We start from the raw sequence: 17,610 nt of genomic DNA on the forward strand, positions 1-17,610 counted from the left end.
GCTTCAGTGTTACGAAGAGTTTAGCTGCCTTACATAGCTCTAAGGAGACTGGGGGGCGGGGTTCCTTTATGTTCGGCGGGTTCGAACATGGAGGACAGGTGACTTGGCGGCGAGAAACAAAGCAGCGCGATCTCTGTTCCGCTGGCTGATTGCCCTGGTCATCCTGGCAGCAGTGGCGGCAGCCGGCTGGTATTATTACGGCCGGCCAAAGGCGGCTGTAATACCCCCGACAGTGGAAGTGACACGCGGAGATATCCAGCAGACCGTGCTGGCCTCTGGCTCGCTCGAAGCCTCGACCGTAACGAGCGTGGGCGCACAGGTTTCCGGCCGCATCGAAACGCTGCACGTCAAGCTGGGCGACGAGGTCAAGAAGGGCGATCTCATCGCCGAGATCGACTCGCTCGACCAGACCAATGCCGTCAAATCCGCCGAAGCGGCGCTTGCCAATATGCGGGCGCAGAAGGAAGGGCGGCTTTCGGACCTGACTCAGGCCCAACAGACGCTCACCCGCACCGAGCAATTGCTCAAGCAGAACCTCAAGTCGCAAGCCGACTACGACGCCGCCAATGCGACCGTGACGGCGACCAATGCGGCTATCACCGCGCTCGAGGCGCAGATCAGCCAGGCAGAGCTGGCCGTGGACTCGGCCAATCTCAACCTCAGCCGCACCAAGATCACCTCGCCGGTCGACGGCACCGTGGTGGCGGTGCTGGTGACGGAAGGGCAGACGGTTTCGGCCGCGCAGCAGACGCCGACCATCATCAAGGTGGCGAACCTCGATACGATGGTGATCAAGGCGCAGATTTCGGAAGCCGATGTCACGCGCGTGCAGCCGGGGCAGAAGGCGACCTTCACCATCATGGGCGAGCCGGACAAGCAGATCGATGCCGTACTGCGTTCGATCGAGCCGGCGCCCGATGCGATCACGACATCAGACACGGGCATTTCCTCGACCGACAACGCCATCTACTATAACGGACGCTTCGAGGTACAGAACCCGGATCACCGGCTGCGCATCGCCATGACGGCCAAGGTCACGATCGTGCTGGCCGACGAGCAGAACGCACTCATCCTCCCCTCCTCCGCCCTCGGCACTGCAGGGCGCGACGGCAAGTATCGCGTGAGGGTGCTCGATCCTTCCACCGATGAGATTTCGGTGCGCCAGGTGACGGTTGGGATCAACAACAACGTCTCGGCCGAGATCAAGGACGGGCTGCAGGAAGGCGACCGCGTGCTGGCGCTTGGCGCTGCCAGCGCCGCGGCCAGCCGGCAGCAGGGACCGGGCGGCGGCGGACGCTTCCGCGGACCGGCCGTTTTCGGGCTCTGACCGATGGGCGAGCCGCTGATCTCGGTCAAGGACCTGCGCCGCGAGTTCCGCAATGGCGATGAAGTCGTGGCCGTCCTCAAGGACATCGACCTCGTCATCGAGCGCGGCGAGATGCTGGCCATCATGGGCCCCTCAGGCTCGGGCAAATCCACGCTGATGAACATTCTCGGCTGCCTCGACCGAGCGACCTCGGGCACCTACAAGGTGGCCGGGCGCGACGTGGCCAATATGAGCGCGGACGAGCTGGCTGAGCTAAGGCGCGAGCATTTCGGCTTCATCTTCCAGCGCTACCAGCTGCTGCCCGACCTCGATGCGGTGCAGAATGTCGAGATGCCGGCAATCTATTCGGGCATGGAGGCAGGCTCGCGCCGCAAGCGCGCCATCGAACTTCTGACCCGGCTCGGGCTGGGCGATCGGCTGGACCACAGGCCGAGCGAACTTTCCGGCGGCCAGCAGCAGCGCGTTTCGATCGCGCGGGCGTTGATGAACGGCGGCGAGATCATCCTGGCGGACGAGCCGACCGGCGCGCTCGACAAGAAGACGGGCGAGGAGATGATGAAACTGCTCGCCGAGCTTCATGCCGACGGGCACACGATCGTGCTGGTGACGCACGACCAGAACGTGGCCAACCAGGCCGAACGCATCGTCGAGATCAGCGACGGCCGCATCGTGGCCGACCGGCGGACCGGGGACGACACGGCCCGTGAGCTGGTGGAGGCGCCGGTGCGGCGCGCCAGTCGCTGGACGGAGGGCATAGACCGCGCCTTCGAGGCGCTGCGCATGGCGGTGCGGGCGATGGGCGCGCACAAGCTGCGCACCTTCCTCACCATGCTGGGCATCATCATCGGCATCGCCTCAGTGGTTTCGGTGGTGGCACTCGGACAGGGCAGCCAGCAGGCGGTGCTGGCGCAGATCTCCTCGATCGGCACGAACACGATCACCATTGCGCCGGGCTCCGGGTTCGGCGACCGCACGGCAGGACGCATCCGTACGCTGCTGCCGACCGATGCCGACGCCATAGCGCAGCAAAGCTTTGCCGACAGCGTGACGCCGCGCGTTTCGAGCAATGCGACGGTGCTCTACCGCAGCCTCTCGGTTTCCTCCTCGGTGACCGGGGTGGGGCCGGATTATTTCCGCGTCAGCGGCATGACCATTACCGAGGGTGTACCGTTCACCCAGACGAGTGTGACCGACCGCTCGCAGGAAGCGGTGATCGACACCAATGCGCAATCGGCGCTGTTCCCCAATGGCGAAGACCCGATCGGACAGGTGCTGATGCTGGGCAAGGTGCCGGTGCGCGTCATCGGGGTCGCCACCGGCTCGAGCTTCGGGCCGGGGAGCGGCAACGCCAATATCTACCTGCCCTATACGACGGTGATGGACCGCATGCTGGGGCGCAACTACCTCAACGCCATCACGGTGCGTGTCGCCGATGACTACGACATGGACGAGGCGGAGGCCGAGATCACGGCGCTGCTGACGCGTCTCCATGGCGGGGCGACCGACTTCTTCCTCCAGAACAGCAACACCATTCGCGACACCATCCAGAGCACGAGCCAGACGCTGACCCTGCTCATCGCGGCGATCGCAGTGATCTCGCTGGTGGTGGGCGGGATCGGGGTGATGAACATCATGCTGGTCTCGGTGTCCGAGCGCACCAAGGAGATCGGCATCCGCATGGCTGTGGGCGCGCGTGGCAGCGACATCCTGCAGCAATTCCTGGTGGAGGCGGTGTTGGTATGTTTCGTCGGCGGCGCGGCAGGCATCGCGCTCTCCTTCGCCATCGGGGCGATCCTCAGCCAGTTCGTGAGCACGATCACGATGAGCTATTCGACGCTCTCGATCGTGGTGGCGGTGCTGTCCTCGACGCTGATCGGGGTGGCATTCGGGTTCTTCCCGGCACGGTCGGCATCCAAGCTCGATCCGGTGGATGCGTTGGCGCGGGAGTGAGGGTGTTGGCCGCTTAGCGCTCCGGCAATCACACATTACCCACTCTAACCACAGCACTTCCCCGGGCGGAGACCCGGGGCCTAATGTCCCCCTCCACCCTAGTGGAGATATCCGTGGGCCCCGGCTCTACGGCCGGGGAAGTGCTGTGGTGGGGTGGGATTGAGTGTCCGACGGCTCAAGGGATGCCATCTCCCTTCTTGAGAGAGACGGTAGCCCACGGCGCCGGATGAGGCGTCAGCGATACTGGCTCGAACCCCTCACCCACCCTTCGGGCACCCTCTCCCTCAAGGGGAGAGGGAAGTCCGCGGCTATTCCACGAAGACCCGCACCAGATCCGATCTTCCCTTCGCATCCACGACAGACAGCGTCACGTAGCCGGGGCCGTCGGGCTTCCAGTTGTTCTGGCGGGCGAAAGCGGTGCGGGCGAAGGGGGCGCCGTTGGCGAAGAAGGTGAAGGGCGGCACGCCGTTGCGGACCTTGACCGTGAGTGGGCGGCCATCGCCATTGGCGAGGCCCAGGTCGACATCAACGCCGTCGCCGGGGAATGCGATCTGGGGTGGGGCGTCGCGGGCGACCATGCTGTCATTGGGGTGACGGAAGCGCTTGAGAGGCTCGGGCAGGTCGGTGTTGGAAGCGACGATGACGCCCGGCGGCGCGGGGCGGAACGGAGCGGTCTGGGCGCTGAGACGATCGAAGCTTTCGAAGAGGATCGGGGCGGCAGCGGTGATGCCGGCAAGGCCGGGGACCGGAGCGCCATCGGGGCGACCGACCCAGACGCCGATGACGGTCTTGCCGTCGTAGCCGACCGCCCAGGCATCGCGATAGCCATAGGAAGTGCCGGTCTTGTAGGCGATGCGACCGGGGGAGCCGTTGAGCGGCGGAGGCACGTCGCGCAGGATGTTGGTGACGTACCATGCCGCAGACGGATCGAGGACCGGCGCGGGATCGGTGTCGGCGGGGGTATCGAGGCTGACGCCATCGTGGAGACGGACCGGGGTGCCGCCACGGGCGATCGAGGCATAAATCGAGACGAGATCACGGAGCGTGACCCCGACGCCGCCAAGACCCACCGCAAGGCCGGGGGCAGTGTCATCGGGCAGGACGGGATTGGCGTAGGCGCGGCGCAGGCGCGCCACGAGGCGCGCGGTGCCGACAGCATCGAGCACGACGACGGCAGGCACGTTGAGGGATTCCGTCAGCGCCTGCCGGATGGTGACTGTGCCGCGGCTGAAGCCATCGAAGTTGACCGGCACGTAGCGATTGAACGCGGTAGGACGATCTTCGATGAGGCTTTCGGGATGGGCGAGGCCAAGCTCGAAGGCGAGGCCATAGATCATGGGCTTGAGGGTCGAACCGGGTGAACGCAGAGCCTGCGTCATGTCGACGAAGCCGTTGCTCTGCTCGGAGAGGAAGCCGGCGGAACCGACCGAAGCCAGGATATCGCCCGTGGCCTGGTCGGCGACGACGATCGCGACAGAGACCTTGGGGCCGAGACGAGTGGCGCGGGTGGCGCCGAGTTTTTCGAGCGCGCCCTGGAGGCGCCGGTCGACGGTCAGCGAGATTTCGCGCGCATTGGGCCGCGCCTTGACGGCCTTTTCGGCCATGTGGGCGGCGAGCATGGGGAACTCGCGACGTGCGGTGGGGATAGGCTCTTTCCTGGCAGCTTCTGCCTCTTCGGCAGCGATGACGCCCTGCCCTACCAGCCTGTCGAGCACCATGTTGCGACCGGCTTCGGCGGCCTTGGGGTCGCGGTCGGGGCGACGCGCTTCGGGCGATTGCGGCAACGCAACGAGGAGTGCGGCCTCGGCCGTGGTGAGGCGGGTGGGCTCCTTGCCGAAATAGGCAAGGCTGGCCGCCCGGATACCCTCGATATTGCCACCATAGGGGGCGAGCGAGAGGTAGAGCGTGAGTATCTGTTCCTTGCTCAGCTCGCGCTCGAGCATATCGGCATGGATGATCTGCCGGACCTTGGCGCCCATGCTGCGCGTGCGCTCCGCCTCGATGAGGCGGGCCACCTGCATGGTGAGGGTCGAGCCACCCGAAACGATGCGACCGCCGGCGCCGACGAACTGGCCGGCAGCGCGAACCATCGAGTTCCAGTCGATGCCGTGATGCTCCTCAAAGCGCTGGTCCTCATAGGCGATGAGCATGTCGATGAAGTGCCGGTCGACCTCATCGACGGTCACCGGCAAACGCCAGCGGCCGTCGGTGGTGAAGGCACGCAACAACTGGCCGTCGCGGTCGACGACCGAGGTCGAAACCGGCAGCGTCTCGATATCGGGTGTGGGCGGCAGGTTGGCGGCGATCTCGCCGATCGCCTGCCACGCGTAGAGGCCCCCGGCCAGGCCGAGGGCGGCCACAGCCAGCGCACCGCCGGCCAGCCATCGCCGCCAGCGCGGCGACGGCCGGGGTTTCTGCGGCCCGATCACGGCCCGGCCGCAGTCACCTCGATGGTGCCCGCATCCGTGTTGGCACGAAGCTCGGGCCGGTACATGTCTTCAACCGTGGCGCCGGGCATGACGAAAGTGCCCGGGGAGACGGCACGGACCATGTAGGCGGTCGTGAAGTCCGGGTTGGACGAGTAATAGCGGAAGGCGGCGACGAACTGGTCAGTCCGCGCTTCGGTATGGACCGGAGAGTCCACGCTGAGCCAGGAGAGATCGCCCACACCGGCGCCCGAAAGCAGGTCCGGATTTTCGATCTCGAAGCCGGCCGGGAGCGGATCGGCGACCATGTACTGGCCGGAGCCCAGCGTATCGGCGTGCATCGAGAGGACGACTACGAAGCGATCGTTCTGGCGCACGTCGGAGAGATCGGCCTCGGTACCATCGGGCAGGTAATAGGTGCGCTCGATGGTGAAGCCTTCACTGGTTGCCGGGGGCGGTTCGACCGGGATGCCGACGACGGACACCTTTGCCTCGGTGGGCTGGTTGCCGTTGTTGACGATCTCGACCGTGGCGCCGTCGAAGTGCTCCTGCTCGAAGCGGCGGTAGACAGCGCCCTTGAGCTCTTCGCCGTCGACGGTGACCGAGCCATTGCCCGTTTCCTTGGCCAGGCTGGCGGCGGCCATCAGTGTCCAGGTGTCCTCCTGCGTCGAGGTCCACCGGGCGGCGTCGCGCAGATCGGAGAGCTGCGAAGTGAGCGCGGCGATATCGACGCTGGCCGGCTTGAACTCGGCAGCGAGGGCGAGGATGGCGGCAGTGTCGCGCAGGCGGCTGCCGTAGTCGCTGCGGTAGCGCGAACGATCTTCCTTGCCCTTGAGGCCTTCGATGGCGGCGGCAAAGGCCTTGTCGGCGCGGGTGCGGTCGCCATAGAGGGCGAGCGCGGCGCCGATCTGGGCCTTGGCCAAGGGCGAGCCGAAGGCATCCAGCCGCGCTTCCATATAGTAGCGCAGGTCGCCCATCGCGGCGCGGCCGGCACGAGCCAGGTCGTAGAGGGCATAGGCCAGGTCTTCGCCACCGCTGGTGAAGTCGCTGGCATAGGAGACCTGGTTGGAGAGGCTATCGAGCGCCATGGTCATGGCTTCCGCCGGGATGTCGTAGCCCTTGGCCTTGGCCCGCAGCAGGAAGTCGGTGACATAGGCATCCAGCCACAGGTCGCTGGAGCTGTAGGCATCCCAGAGACCGAAGCCGCCATTGGACGTCTGCTTGGAGAGCAGATCGCGAATGGCGTCGCGGATACGCTGCTCGAGCGCGTCGTCGGTGCCCAGGCCGATGGCCGTGGCGACGTCGTTGAGATAGAGCAGCGGGAGGGCACGGCTCGAAACCTGCTCGGCGCAACCATAGGGGTAGCGATCGAGGTCGAGCAGCAGGCTCGGCACATCGAGCCGCGCGATCGGGCCGACCGCGAGGGTCAGCGTCGAGGTATGCGGCAGCATGCCGGCGAAGCGGGAGGCATCGAGCGTGATGGTCTGGCCCGGGCCGATGGGCAGCAGCTCGCTGGTCGTGGTCGGCGCACTGGTGGCGCGGACACCGAGCTTGAGCTCCTTGATCTGGGAATCCCCGTTCGGCATGGTCACCAGCAGACGCAGGTCGTTGTCGCCCAACGCGGTGCCCACGAGCCCGAGATTGAGCGCCTTGCGCTCGCCCACGGCGAGATCGAAGGTCGTCTCGGCGGCATCGGTGCTCAGGCCGTTGCCCGGGACGAGCTCGACCTTGTAGGAGCCGGCCTCGCCCGAGACGTTGTTGATCTCGACGAGGAGACGCGACTGGTCTCCGACGCGCAGCAGCCGCGGCGGGCTGAGCGTCACCACCACCGGATCACGTACGATGACATCCTTGGAGGCATGGCCGACGGCATTGTCGGACCAGGCCATGGCCATGAGCCGGACGGTGCCGTTGAAATCGGGCATGTCGAAGGTAACTTCGGCAGTGCCGTCGGCCCCGACCTCGACGATGCCCGAATGCATGGCGACGAGGACGGACGTGGCCGGCGGGGTGCCGAGGCGCGAGGAGGCACCGTCACCGCCCGAGCGCACGGCGCCGGGCAGCCCCTGGGTCGGATCGATCAGTTGGCCATAGAGATCACGGATTTCCATGCCGAGCTGACGCTGGCCGAAATACCAGCCATCAGGATCGGGAACCTTGAAGTTGGTGAGGTTGAGAATGCCCAGGTCCACCGCCATCAGGGCGACATAGGCCTTCTGGCCGGCGGCGACATTGCCCAGCTTCACCTTGGCAGTGAAGGGCTGGCGCGGACGCGGCTCGGCGGGAGCTTCGATGCTCGTATCGAGCTTCATGTCACCGGGCTCGACATCGGCAAAGGCAAGGCCGATGGCGCGGGCGGGCATGCGCTTTTCGGCAGCATTGGACGGCCGATAGAGCATGACCGTGACATAGGCGCCCGGGCCCCAGTTCTCGGTGACCGGCAGGTCGATCGAGGTGCCGCCTTCGGGCACGTCGATGGCCTTGATGTCGATGACACGGTCATCGACCACCATGACGACGGCGGTGCCGGCAAACTGCGGATCGAGCCGCAGGGTGGCGGTGTCGCCGACGCGGTAGGCTGGTTTATCGAGCGCGACCTTGAGGGTATCAGGCGTATCCGAGCCGGCCTGGGCGTAATAATAGCCGGCATAGAACGAATAGGACGAGGATGTGCCCTCAGCGTTCACCTCGAGCAGGTAGCGACCGTAGTCGACCTGCTCGGCGATGGAAGCGGCGCCGTCAGCGGGTGTATCGAGCGTGCCATCGGCAACCTTGCGGTTGACCGTCACGGCCTCCCACTTCCAGGTGCCGTTGTCGCGATACCATTGGTAATTGGTTTCGACGCGCGAAAGAGTCCAGGTAAGCCCCTGTGCGGCAACGGCCTTGCTCTCGGGCGAAACCGTGACGATGTCGAAGGCAGCCTGGCTGTCCTCGGCCAACTCGTCGCCCTCGCCGAACTTGGGCCGGATGCCGATGCGATCACCCTCGGCCATGACCGGACGGGTGAGATTGCGCTCGACGGTACGGCCATTGCTGTCGACGAGACGCAGGATGACCTGCGCTTCGAGCGGACGCGTGGTCTGCTGGATTTCGGGCAGCGAGACTTCGGCGGTAGCGTTGCCGGATTCATCGGTAGTGCCGACGACGCCCATGGGCTCGCGGTTGGTCTCGAACGTATCGTCCTCGCGCCCGAAGCTGTAGCCGTTGAAACCGGCCAGCGACGTCGTGGGACGCAGGACCACGTCGGCCTCGATGTTGAGGTCGGGCGCGGTGGCGCCGTAGAGATACTTGGCGGTGACCGAGATGGGCGTCGGATCGGAAAGGCTCATCGGGCCGGGAGGAGCGCTGACTTCGAAGGCCAGGCGTTCGGGCTCGAAATCCTCGACGAGGAAATTGACGCTGGTCAGCGCGCCGGCCTTGGGATCGGCATAGAGGCGGATGGTCCAGGAGCCGCGCATGGCTTCCTTGACCATGGGCAGTTCGGCGTAATAGCCGCCGGCCCCCTTGTCATTGAGCACGGTGCGCGAGCCGACGACGCCATCGGGGCGCTCAAGCTCCATGGTGAGCGGCAGGCCGGTCACGGCCTTGGCATGGGTATCGCGCAGGATGCCGGTGAGGAACACGGTCTCGCCGGGGCGATAGACGCCGCGCTCGGTAGTGGCGAAAAGATCGAGCGGGCCGGGAGTCGGACGCCCTTCCACACCGCGATCGGTGAGATCGAAAGCCGGCTTGTTGACGTCGAGGAAAGCGTAGTCGCCTGCATCGGTTTCAGCCACGAGGAGCTGGGGCGCACGACCACCGGTGCCGCGGGAGAGCCCGGGCGCGAAATCGATGCGGCCATCGGCGGCTGACGTCGTTTCGCCCAGGATTTCGTTGTTGACCGCTACAAGGCGGACCTTGGCACCGGCCACGGGCTGGGCCGTGGTGAGCGAGCGGACGAAGGCGTGGATGCCGTCTTCACCCGAGACGGTCGCAAGGCCAAGATCGGTGACGATGAACCATTGCGTGGCCACGCTCGACCAATAATCCTGGTTGTCGTCGCCCGCGACCTTGGCGGTGACGACATAGGCGCCCGGCTCCATGGTGGTGAGCACATCGGACACGGGAATGGCCGTCGTGGTCATGACGTTGGGCGAGCCTTCGGCCAGATCCACCTGCCCTTCCCAGGTCTTCTCGCCGGTCGAATTGGCGATATCCTCGGCCGAAGAGGTCGAGAGGGTGCCCTGGAAGACGCCGTTGCGCACGGCAGTGGCGATCGATCGGTCGCCGATGCGATAGATGGCGACATCGGCCGTCTTGGCGTTGACCGAGGTGATCGGCAGGCCGCCGCCGAGACCGGCGGGCAGCACATAGGCATTGTTGGCGAAGCCGACGAAGGGCGAGCGATCGGGCACATACATGCTCAGCTCGACATCCTTGCGCAGCGTCTCGCCGTCGGCGGACGGCAGGCCGGCGCGCAACTTCACCTTGTAGCTCTGGCCGTGCTCGACGCCTTCGATACAGATCTGGCTCTGCTGGGTTTCGACGGCAACCTTGGGCGCGCCTTCGACCACGACATAGCCGGAGAGATCGGTATTGGGCAGCGTATCGGAGAAGACCGCACAGATCTGGGGCGTGGCGGATTCGGAATCCACCTGATTGGAGACGACGCGGAAGCCATGCTGGGCGATGACCGCATCGAGCTGCTCCTGCACGGTGGAGCTATCCACCAGCGCGATGCTGCCGCGATAAGTGGCCATGGCCTCCTTCCACATGCTGCGGAATTCGAGGCCGCGGCCGAGTACGGCAAGCGCTTCGGCGCGTTCGGGCACGTCGTCGGTCAAGAGGAACGCGTTGAGCGCGGCATAGACGGCGTTCGTGCCGGAATCATAGACGGAGGCGCCGGAATCATAGACGGAGGCGCCGGAATCCTGGGCAAGGCGGGCATCGGCCTGGGCGATCGCGGAATTGGCAAGCTTGAGCCAGACGGACGGGTCTTTGGCGGCAATGCTGAGGGCCTGCCGGTAGTAGACGGCGGCGCCTTCCGGATTGGAGCGATCCAGGGCCTCATCGCCCAGCACGACGAGATCGGCATAGCCGGTGTCGGCGGGAGCCGGATCGCTGTTGGGGAGCTGCTCGGCAAAATACTTGGCCGAGCTCACGAGGTCGGAAGCCGGGAACGGGATTTCGGCAAGGCGGGTGGCGGCGATCACATCGGCCGAAGGCGAGAGATCGATGCGGCCGGAATTGGCGCCCGCAAAGGCGTGCTCCTCGCCGATGCCACTCTTGAGGAAGCACCACTTGGCCTTGGTGTTGAAGGTAAAGGCGCTACAGGCGCGATCATCGACGCAGGCCTGCTGGCAGCTCTTTTCCGAGGTGTCCTTGATCACCGAATAGTCAAAGCCCGGCAGGTCCGTTCCGGGCAACCGCGTGATGGAGCGGTCGGCGGCATTGGCCGCGGAAATACCCATAACCAGGCCAAGCGCCATACATAGCGCCCAAGCAGACCGAACGACGTGCCGCATCACATACCCTCAAGTACTTGCCCCACAACCATCTTATGGGGTTGGAATGTCATGGTAAAGTCAGGATAGGGCTCATCCACCGCTTCAAGCGGGGATGGCCGTCATGACCGTGAAATGTACCTGGCGGCGGCGCCGGAAACCGATTCGCTCATAGAGCATCCTGGCAGCGTCGTTCTCGCCCTTGACGTGAAGGAACGGCACGCTGCCTTCGGCGAGGATGCGCGCGGCAGCGGCAACAACCAGCGCCTTGGCAAGGCCTTGCCCGCGATATTGCGGCCAGGTGCAGACAGCGCTGATCTCGATCAGGCCATCCAGATGCATGCGCTCGCCGGCCATGGCCATCAGCATACCGTCAGGGGCGCGAACGCCGCGAAAGCGCCCCATACGTCGCGTGCCAGCGACGAAGGGGCCGGGTTCAGTGGCCGCGGCAAGAGCCAGCATTTCGGCCGCGTCAGCCTCGCCCAGATCGAGCAGCGGCATCGTGGTTTCGAGTTCGAGGGCGGGGCAGATCATCTGGTCGATGAAACGGGCGCGCTTGACCGCCCAGCCGTGCGGTGGCTCGCAGCCCTCGGGCGAGACGAGGCCGATGGTTTCGTCAGGCGCGACAAGGGCGCGGAGATCGGCAAACGCTTGTGGGCCGGTGTCGGAGAGACCGACAAGCGGGGAGATGTCGGCTGAGTAGCGCGCGGCGGAGCCGTTGCGGATTGCCATGTCGCTGTGGCCCATGCGCAGGGAATTCCACACCGGATTATCCAGGAGTTCGAAATCGACCATCGGCTGCCTCCGCATTCGGAACGTGCGCGAGACCTATACTATCTGGCCGCGAGCGCACCCTCCATTTTTCGAGGCTTCCCAAGACGGGTGCGGATGGCGGCAAGCACCGGACGCTCGATGAGGAGATGAACGGTGACGCCGGCAAACGCGGTGAGAAGGAATGCCAGCAGGACGGCGAGTGGCGGCACGAGCGAAAGGTTTTCGAGAACGCGTCCGAGGGGACCGAGCACGAAGCCATGAGTCAGGTAGATGCTGAAGGAGGCCTGACCGAGGGGCAGAATGACGCGAGCCGCAGGACCGGTCAGACGAGGAAAATGGACCGCCGTGAGAACGAGAAGCGGAGCGATGGCAAGACTTAGACAGGTGGCGGGTGGGATGCCAGACAACAGCAGGCAGAGAGAAAACACGGGGCACAAGAACAGGATCGTACGTCCCCTGCCCTTCTCGACCAGCACGTGGCTAAGCATGCCTATCGGAAATAGTGCGAGCAGAGGACTGATGAAGAAGTCGGCGATCGCTATGCCGGAGAGGAACGCCGTGGCGCCGGTTGTCAGGAAGATCGCGCAGATACCGGCCAGTCGGAGCGCCGATGGCAGAAGGAGCGCCGCGGCGAAGGCGAGATAGAAATACATCTCGACATCGAGCGTCCAGCCAACGCCAAGGACGGGGCGCAATTGTCCGGCTGCGTCGAAGTGCGGAACAAAGAGCAGGCTTTGCAGCAGCGCCTCGGGTGATGGAGGGCGTCCGTCGGTGGCGAGGCGCAGGACGTATGCAAGCGTGACCAGCCAGTAGAGCGGCGCGATGCGGGTGAGGCGACGCAGAAGGAAGCGGCCAGCGGCTCGGGTCCCACCCTGCCCGGAGCCTGCTGTCAGTGACATCACATAGCCGCTGAGAGCGAAGAAGATGGCAACACCGACCGAACCCAGCTGATAGGCGAGCGACGCCAGCGCCTCGGGGAGCTGACCATTGTCGATCAGCATCAGCAGCGTGTGATCGAAGACAACGAGGAAGGCGGCCACGGCGCGCAAGGCTTCGAGGCCATCGATGCGCGCGCTTGGCTCAGGCATTAGCGGGGATCGCGATGCCTGTCGGCTGGCGGATAAGGCGCAGGTATTGCCCTGCGATAGATGCCCAATCCAATGTGCTCTCGATGCGCACACGGGCGACTTCCGCGTGCGCTGACCATTCGGCGATGGGGCGATCGTAGAAGCGGATGAATGCGGCGGCGATGTCGTCGGGTATCGGACAGGAGATCGTCTCACCGGCCATGCCGCGTTCGAACAGCTCGTCCAGGCCACCGGAGCGGGTGGCGATGACGGGTCGCCCAGCAAGCGCGGCCAATACGGCGACCCCGCTCTGGGAGGCAAAATCGGTATAGGCAAGAACCACGGCGTCGCTTTTCGCGAGGAGGTTCGGCACGTCCTCATCAGGCACGAAGCCGAGACGGAGATCGAACGCCTCGGGTCGCTGAGCGACGAGGGACTGGCATTCCCGCCAGTAAGCCTTGTCCGTAACTTCTCCGGCTATGGTGAGGCGCAGATTGCGGCCGGCCGCGCGACATTTCAGAACAGCCTCGATGACCTCGCGGATGCCCTTGTTACGGCGAATGGAGCCGAAGGCGAGGAGATTGCCGTTGCCTGGGAGCGGGGCGGCAGGGCCAAGGCGGAAGGCGCCGTGCGGGATGATTGTAAGCTTTTGACCCCGCACCGAGAAGTGCTGCGTGAGGGCTTCGGCGGTGGCGCGCGTCAGGCAGACGAGATCAGTTGCCAGGCGATAGAGAAGCCACAGCGCGAGCCATTCGACGGAGCGCAGCCAGCTTGGCAAAGACCAGGTATGCGGCTTGGCGTCGTGAACGACGAGCAGGATGCCCGCGCCTGAAAGGCGTAGCAGGATCAGGAGTAGGAGCGTGAAAAGAAGCGGCTCGGGGATCGAGAGGATGAAGGTTCTCGTGCTCCGCCTTTGCATGAGCGTTAGGTAGAGACCCGTAGTGATCCGGCGCAGAGAGGCAATACGACGGCGGCGCTTCGGGCCGTCGGTCAGCTCCCTCGGGACGATGTGGCGCTCGACATTGGGATGGTTCGGCTCGCGATCTTCGGGGAGCGCGAGGGGCGCGATATAGGCGACGCTGGCACCGGCTTCGGCCAGGGACGCGACAAGCTGCTGGTTGAACCAGGCGGCGCCCGATCGCCAGGTCTTGGTGCTGAGGCAGATTTCGGCCAACGGCCCCTCCCACACGTGCTCGCGTGTGATGAGACCGGGGAAGCCGGGTTGTCACAATTGGAATTAATCCCAAGAGCCGGACACGAAAAGCCGCGCTAGGAATCGAGCGACGGTTTTGGGGGAGAGCGTCGTGGCAGCCTCGCGGACGGCAGTCATCGTGCTGAACTGGAACGGAGCGGGCGACACCGAGACGTGCCTCGAAAGCCTACTGCGCCTCGCCGCAGACGACTTTTCCATCTTCGTTTGCGACAACGCGTCGAGCGACGATTCCGTGGCGCGCCTGCGCGCCTGGCAGCAGGACCACCTGCCTGCGCTTAACGCCCTCAGGGCGACCGGTATCGAGATGCGGCTCATCGAAACGGGCGGCAATCTAGGCTATGCGGGCGGCAATAATGTGGGGCTGCGAGTGGCGCTGGCCGAGGGATTTTCCAGTTTCTGGATCCTCAACAACGATTGCGAGCCGGAGCCGGATTCCCTGTGCTGGCTGCGGCGCAGGCTCGCGGAAGACCCGGCAATCGGGCTCTGCGGCTCGACGCTGGTCTACGCGCATGACAGACAGCGCGTGCAGGCGCTCGGCGGCGGCAGCTTCAGCTGGCTCAAGGGGCGCGGCGCGGCAATCGGCGGACTGAGTGACGCGCGGCTGACGATCGATCAGACCAGCGTCGAGCGACGCCTGAGCTTCGTGAACGGGGCGTCGATGCTGGTGACGCGCGCCTTCATCGAAGCCGTGGGGCTGATGAGCGAGGACTACTTTCTCTACTGGGAGGAACTCGACTGGGCGGCGCGAAGCGGCGGTCGCTTCAGACTCGGCTACGCGCCGCAGTCGATCGTGCGGCACAAGGTGGGGGCATCGATCGGCACCAGCGATTTCGGCTGGGGCTCGGCGCTTTCGGTCTATTACCTGACGCGCAATCGGGTCCGGTTCTGCTGGCGCCATTCCCGTTGGTCGCTACCGTTCGTCTATGCCGACATCGCCAGACAAGTTGCCCGCCAATGCGTCGCGGGCAATTGGCCACGAGCGCGGCTGCTGGCGGGGGCCATGGCCGGGTTTCCTTTCGAGGCGGCGACGGGAGGCATAGCATGAGAGCGCCGCGCGCCATCGTCATTGCGTCGCCGGGCGGCATCGCACGGGGTGGCGGCATGGGCTCGGTGACGCGGGCCATGCACGGTTGGCTCGTCGAAAATGCACCGCAGACGAGGGTTTTCGTGATCGATCCGCATGGGGGTGGATCGGCCTTGGTGTGGCCGCTGCGACTGTTACTGACCATGCTGCAACTGGCTTGGCTGCGCTTTTTTCGCGGCGCCGATATCCTGCATCTGCAGATTTCGGAGGGCGGAAGTTTCCTGCGGAAAGGTCTCCTGCTCCGGCTCGGCAAGCTGTTGGGTATGCGCGTGGTCTTGCATCACCATGGGGCGCGGTTGCGACCTTTCCTGGTTTCGGCGCGTGGGGTGAAGCGTGTTTTCATCCAGCGAACGATCCGGCTGGCGGACCTCAATCTCGTGCTCGGTGAGGGCGTGAAGCGATTGCTGGCGGAGCATGGGGGGCTTCGTGGCGAGCGAGGGATCGTGTTGTGCAACGCGTGCCCGGATCCGGGATACCGGACCGGGCTGGAGGGCCGAGCTCACTTCCTGGTGTCGGCGGTACTGACACCCCGCAAAGGTATCGACGATTTCCTCAAGGCAATGGCGCTCCTCGTCGCCCGTGGTTACGACGTGACCGCGACACTGGCCGGCGGTGGCGAGGTGGCGCGGTATTCAGCCTTGGCCGAAACGCTCGGGCTCAACGATCGTGTTCGCTTTACCGGCTGGCTACCGCCTGCTTCCCTTCTGGGACTTCATGGGAGAAGCCGCGCGCTCGTGCTGCCATCGTTCGATGAGGGCATGCCGATGGCGATCATTGAGGCCTTGGCCACGGGCCTGCCGGTGATCGCGACCCCGGTTGGGACTATTCCGGAGATACTGCGCCATGGCGAAACGGCACTACTGGTGCCGCCGGGAGACAGCATTGAGCTTGCAGGTGCGATGGAGCGGATTGCTGGCGACGACATGCTCGCGGCGAGGCTGTCGCTACAGGGACGGCAGCTCTACGAGCGCAGCTTCGGGCTCGATCGCTATATGCGGCGGCTATTGGCGCTCTATGCGGGAGCGCCGCTGCGTCAACCAGCAGGCCAGCACCAGATTGGCGACTATCGAGGCGCTGCCGCTCCAGAGCGCCGGTGAGATGACGGAGTAGAGAGCAATTGTCAGCGCTGCCAATGACAGGATTTGCGAAAAGCGGCCCTCGTCGGGTTCGGCGAGGATGCAGCGATAAGCGATGAGCAGATAGGCGATCAAGCCGATAGCCCCGAAGGCCGCCCAGATGCCGAAAGGACCAAGATCCTCCCAATAGACGAAGGGACGGCCGACGAAGGCATCGAACGCCGCGCGATCGGTCGGGAGCCCGATGCCGGTCAGCGGATGATTGGCAAGCAAGGGTTGCAGCGCGCCGTAGCCATTGGCGCGGGCGGCGCCCGAGAGGTCGATCGCGACGAGATCGAATGGGTTCCAGGTCGGAACGGCAGCGCCGAAGAGGATGCCCCCGATGGCGACGGTGAAGGCTATCGCCAGGAGCCAGCGCATGATGCCGCCGGTGAGGCCGAGCAGGTACAATACCGCGACGAGCGCCGCGACTGCCGAGAAGGCACGCGATTGGGCCAGCGCGAAGGTAGCGAGGACGACAATGAGAAGTCCCAGCCAGCGCCAATCGACGGGGCCTTGTCGGCAACGCACCAGCGCAGCAAAGAAGGCGAGGGCGGCGTAGCCGTTGGCCAGAACAAGGCGCGGGCCCCTATCGTCCCCGGCAAGCACCAGCGCCCCACCGAGCACACCTGACGCCGCGACCATTCCGGCCAGCGCGACATAGATCGCGCAATAGGCGAATGCGGCCCCGATCAGCAGGGCCAGCATTGCGGTCCGTTGCTTCCAGGCGTTCACGAAGAGAACGAAGCCTGCAAGCGAGAGATAGGGCAGCCCAGCATTCCAGTTGATCGGGCGATCTGACAATTGCGCAAAGATGGCGAGTTGGGCCGCCACGAGCCCGATGGCAGCGATGGCGAGCAGCGCTGCCAGCCATTCGCCGAGCCAGAGCGCGCGCGCGACGCCGCCTGCGATTGCCAGCGTCATGAGCAGGAGCGCAAGACGATCGAGGCCGGGCACAATGGCGTTCGTGAGAGTCGAGAAATAAGCGAGATGGGCGACGACGTAAGCGCCCGCAAGGAAGAGGTCGACGGATAGCAGCGAACGCGCGCGTTCCGCCGCGTCATTGCGCACAGTGCTGCCCGCGCTCTGTTCCATGCCTGCCCCCTTGCAGGACAATGCCAAAGCGCGGGGGAAAGGTCACGTCGTTTGGACTTATCCTCCCCGGCGCCGG

At 65.2% G+C, this 17,610-nt stretch carries 10 protein-coding genes; 4 read left to right on the forward strand and 6 right to left on the reverse strand.

Going from position 1 to position 17,610, the window contains the following annotated elements; genetic code table 11:
* The first annotated feature begins 103 nt into the window (after window positions 1-103).
* Both JNE37_RS03615 and JNE37_RS03620 read left to right on the forward strand, forming a co-directional pair.
* Entirely contained in the window at window positions 104-1,327 is a 1,224-nt protein-coding gene (locus JNE37_RS03615; RefSeq protein WP_052015136.1) for an efflux RND transporter periplasmic adaptor subunit, read from the forward strand.
* A 3-nt stretch (window positions 1,328-1,330) separates the two neighbouring features.
* The gene (locus JNE37_RS03620; protein ID WP_246513492.1) at window positions 1,331-3,277 is read left to right on the forward strand and encodes a MacB family efflux pump subunit; all 1,947 of its coding nucleotides are present in this window, start codon (window positions 1,331-1,333) and stop codon (window positions 3,275-3,277) included.
* A gap of 308 nt (window positions 3,278-3,585) precedes the next feature.
* On the opposite strand, the gene pbpC is transcribed toward JNE37_RS03620, so the two are convergent.
* The 5 genes from pbpC to JNE37_RS03645 form a co-directional block, all read right to left on the reverse strand.
* Entirely contained in the window at window positions 3,586-5,706 is a 2,121-nt protein-coding gene (gene pbpC, locus JNE37_RS03625; protein ID WP_246513494.1) for a penicillin-binding protein 1C, read from the reverse strand.
* The gene (locus tag JNE37_RS03630) at window positions 5,703-11,171 is read right to left on the reverse strand and encodes an alpha-2-macroglobulin family protein (RefSeq protein ID WP_203065340.1); all 5,469 of its coding nucleotides are present in this window, start codon (window positions 11,169-11,171) and stop codon (window positions 5,703-5,705) included. The genes pbpC and JNE37_RS03630 overlap by 4 nt, the downstream gene beginning before the upstream one ends.
* Before the next feature lie 120 nt (window positions 11,172-11,291).
* Window positions 11,292-11,981 (reverse strand): GNAT family N-acetyltransferase, encoded by a 690-nt coding sequence (locus tag JNE37_RS03635; protein ID WP_203065341.1) that lies wholly within the window; start codon window positions 11,979-11,981, stop codon window positions 11,292-11,294.
* 38 nt (window positions 11,982-12,019) lie between these two features.
* Window positions 12,020-13,048, reverse strand: coding sequence for an acyltransferase family protein (locus tag JNE37_RS03640; protein ID WP_203065342.1), 1,029 nt, complete (start codon window positions 13,046-13,048; stop codon window positions 12,020-12,022).
* A complete protein-coding gene (locus tag JNE37_RS03645; protein ID WP_203065343.1) occupies window positions 13,041-14,201 on the reverse strand; it encodes a glycosyltransferase in 1,161 nt (386 codons plus the stop codon). The genes JNE37_RS03640 and JNE37_RS03645 overlap by 8 nt, the downstream gene beginning before the upstream one ends.
* A 130-nt stretch (window positions 14,202-14,331) precedes the next feature.
* Between JNE37_RS03645 and JNE37_RS03650 the strand changes: the two genes are divergently transcribed.
* Entirely contained in the window at window positions 14,332-15,285 is a 954-nt protein-coding gene (locus JNE37_RS03650) for a glycosyltransferase family 2 protein (protein ID WP_203065344.1), read from the forward strand.
* Window positions 15,282-16,421, forward strand: a complete 1,140-nt coding sequence (locus tag JNE37_RS03655) for a glycosyltransferase family 4 protein (protein ID WP_203065345.1) — start codon at window positions 15,282-15,284, stop codon at window positions 16,419-16,421. The genes JNE37_RS03650 and JNE37_RS03655 overlap by 4 nt, the downstream gene beginning before the upstream one ends.
* Here JNE37_RS03655 and JNE37_RS03660 read toward each other — a convergent pair.
* Entirely contained in the window at window positions 16,326-17,534 is a 1,209-nt protein-coding gene (locus JNE37_RS03660; RefSeq protein ID WP_203065346.1) for a hypothetical protein, read from the reverse strand. The two genes, JNE37_RS03655 and JNE37_RS03660, sit on opposite strands and share 96 nt — an antisense overlap.
* Window positions 17,535-17,610 lie beyond the last annotated feature (76 nt).

It is taken from the genome of Paradevosia shaoguanensis (assembly GCF_016801025.1).
In the GTDB taxonomy this organism is placed as follows: domain Bacteria; phylum Pseudomonadota; class Alphaproteobacteria; order Rhizobiales; family Devosiaceae; genus Paradevosia; species Paradevosia shaoguanensis.

Bases quoted from the DNA above. Each gene is read 5' to 3' on its own strand.
- JNE37_RS03620 (WP_246513492.1), top strand. From the start codon at position 1,331: ATGGGCGAGCCGCTGATCTCGGTCAAGGACCTGCGCCGCGAGTTCCGC.
- JNE37_RS03630 (WP_203065340.1), bottom strand. From the start codon at position 11,171: ATGGCGCTTGGCCTGGTTATGGGTATTTCCGCGGCCAATGCCGCCGAC.
- JNE37_RS03635 (WP_203065341.1), bottom strand. From the start codon at position 11,981: ATGGTCGATTTCGAACTCCTGGATAATCCGGTGTGGAATTCCCTGCGC.
- JNE37_RS03640 (WP_203065342.1), bottom strand. From the start codon at position 13,048: ATGCCTGAGCCAAGCGCGCGCATCGATGGCCTCGAAGCCTTGCGCGCC.
- JNE37_RS03655 (WP_203065345.1), top strand. From the start codon at position 15,282: ATGAGAGCGCCGCGCGCCATCGTCATTGCGTCGCCGGGCGGCATCGCA.
- JNE37_RS03660 (WP_203065346.1), bottom strand. From the start codon at position 17,534: ATGGAACAGAGCGCGGGCAGCACTGTGCGCAATGACGCGGCGGAACGC.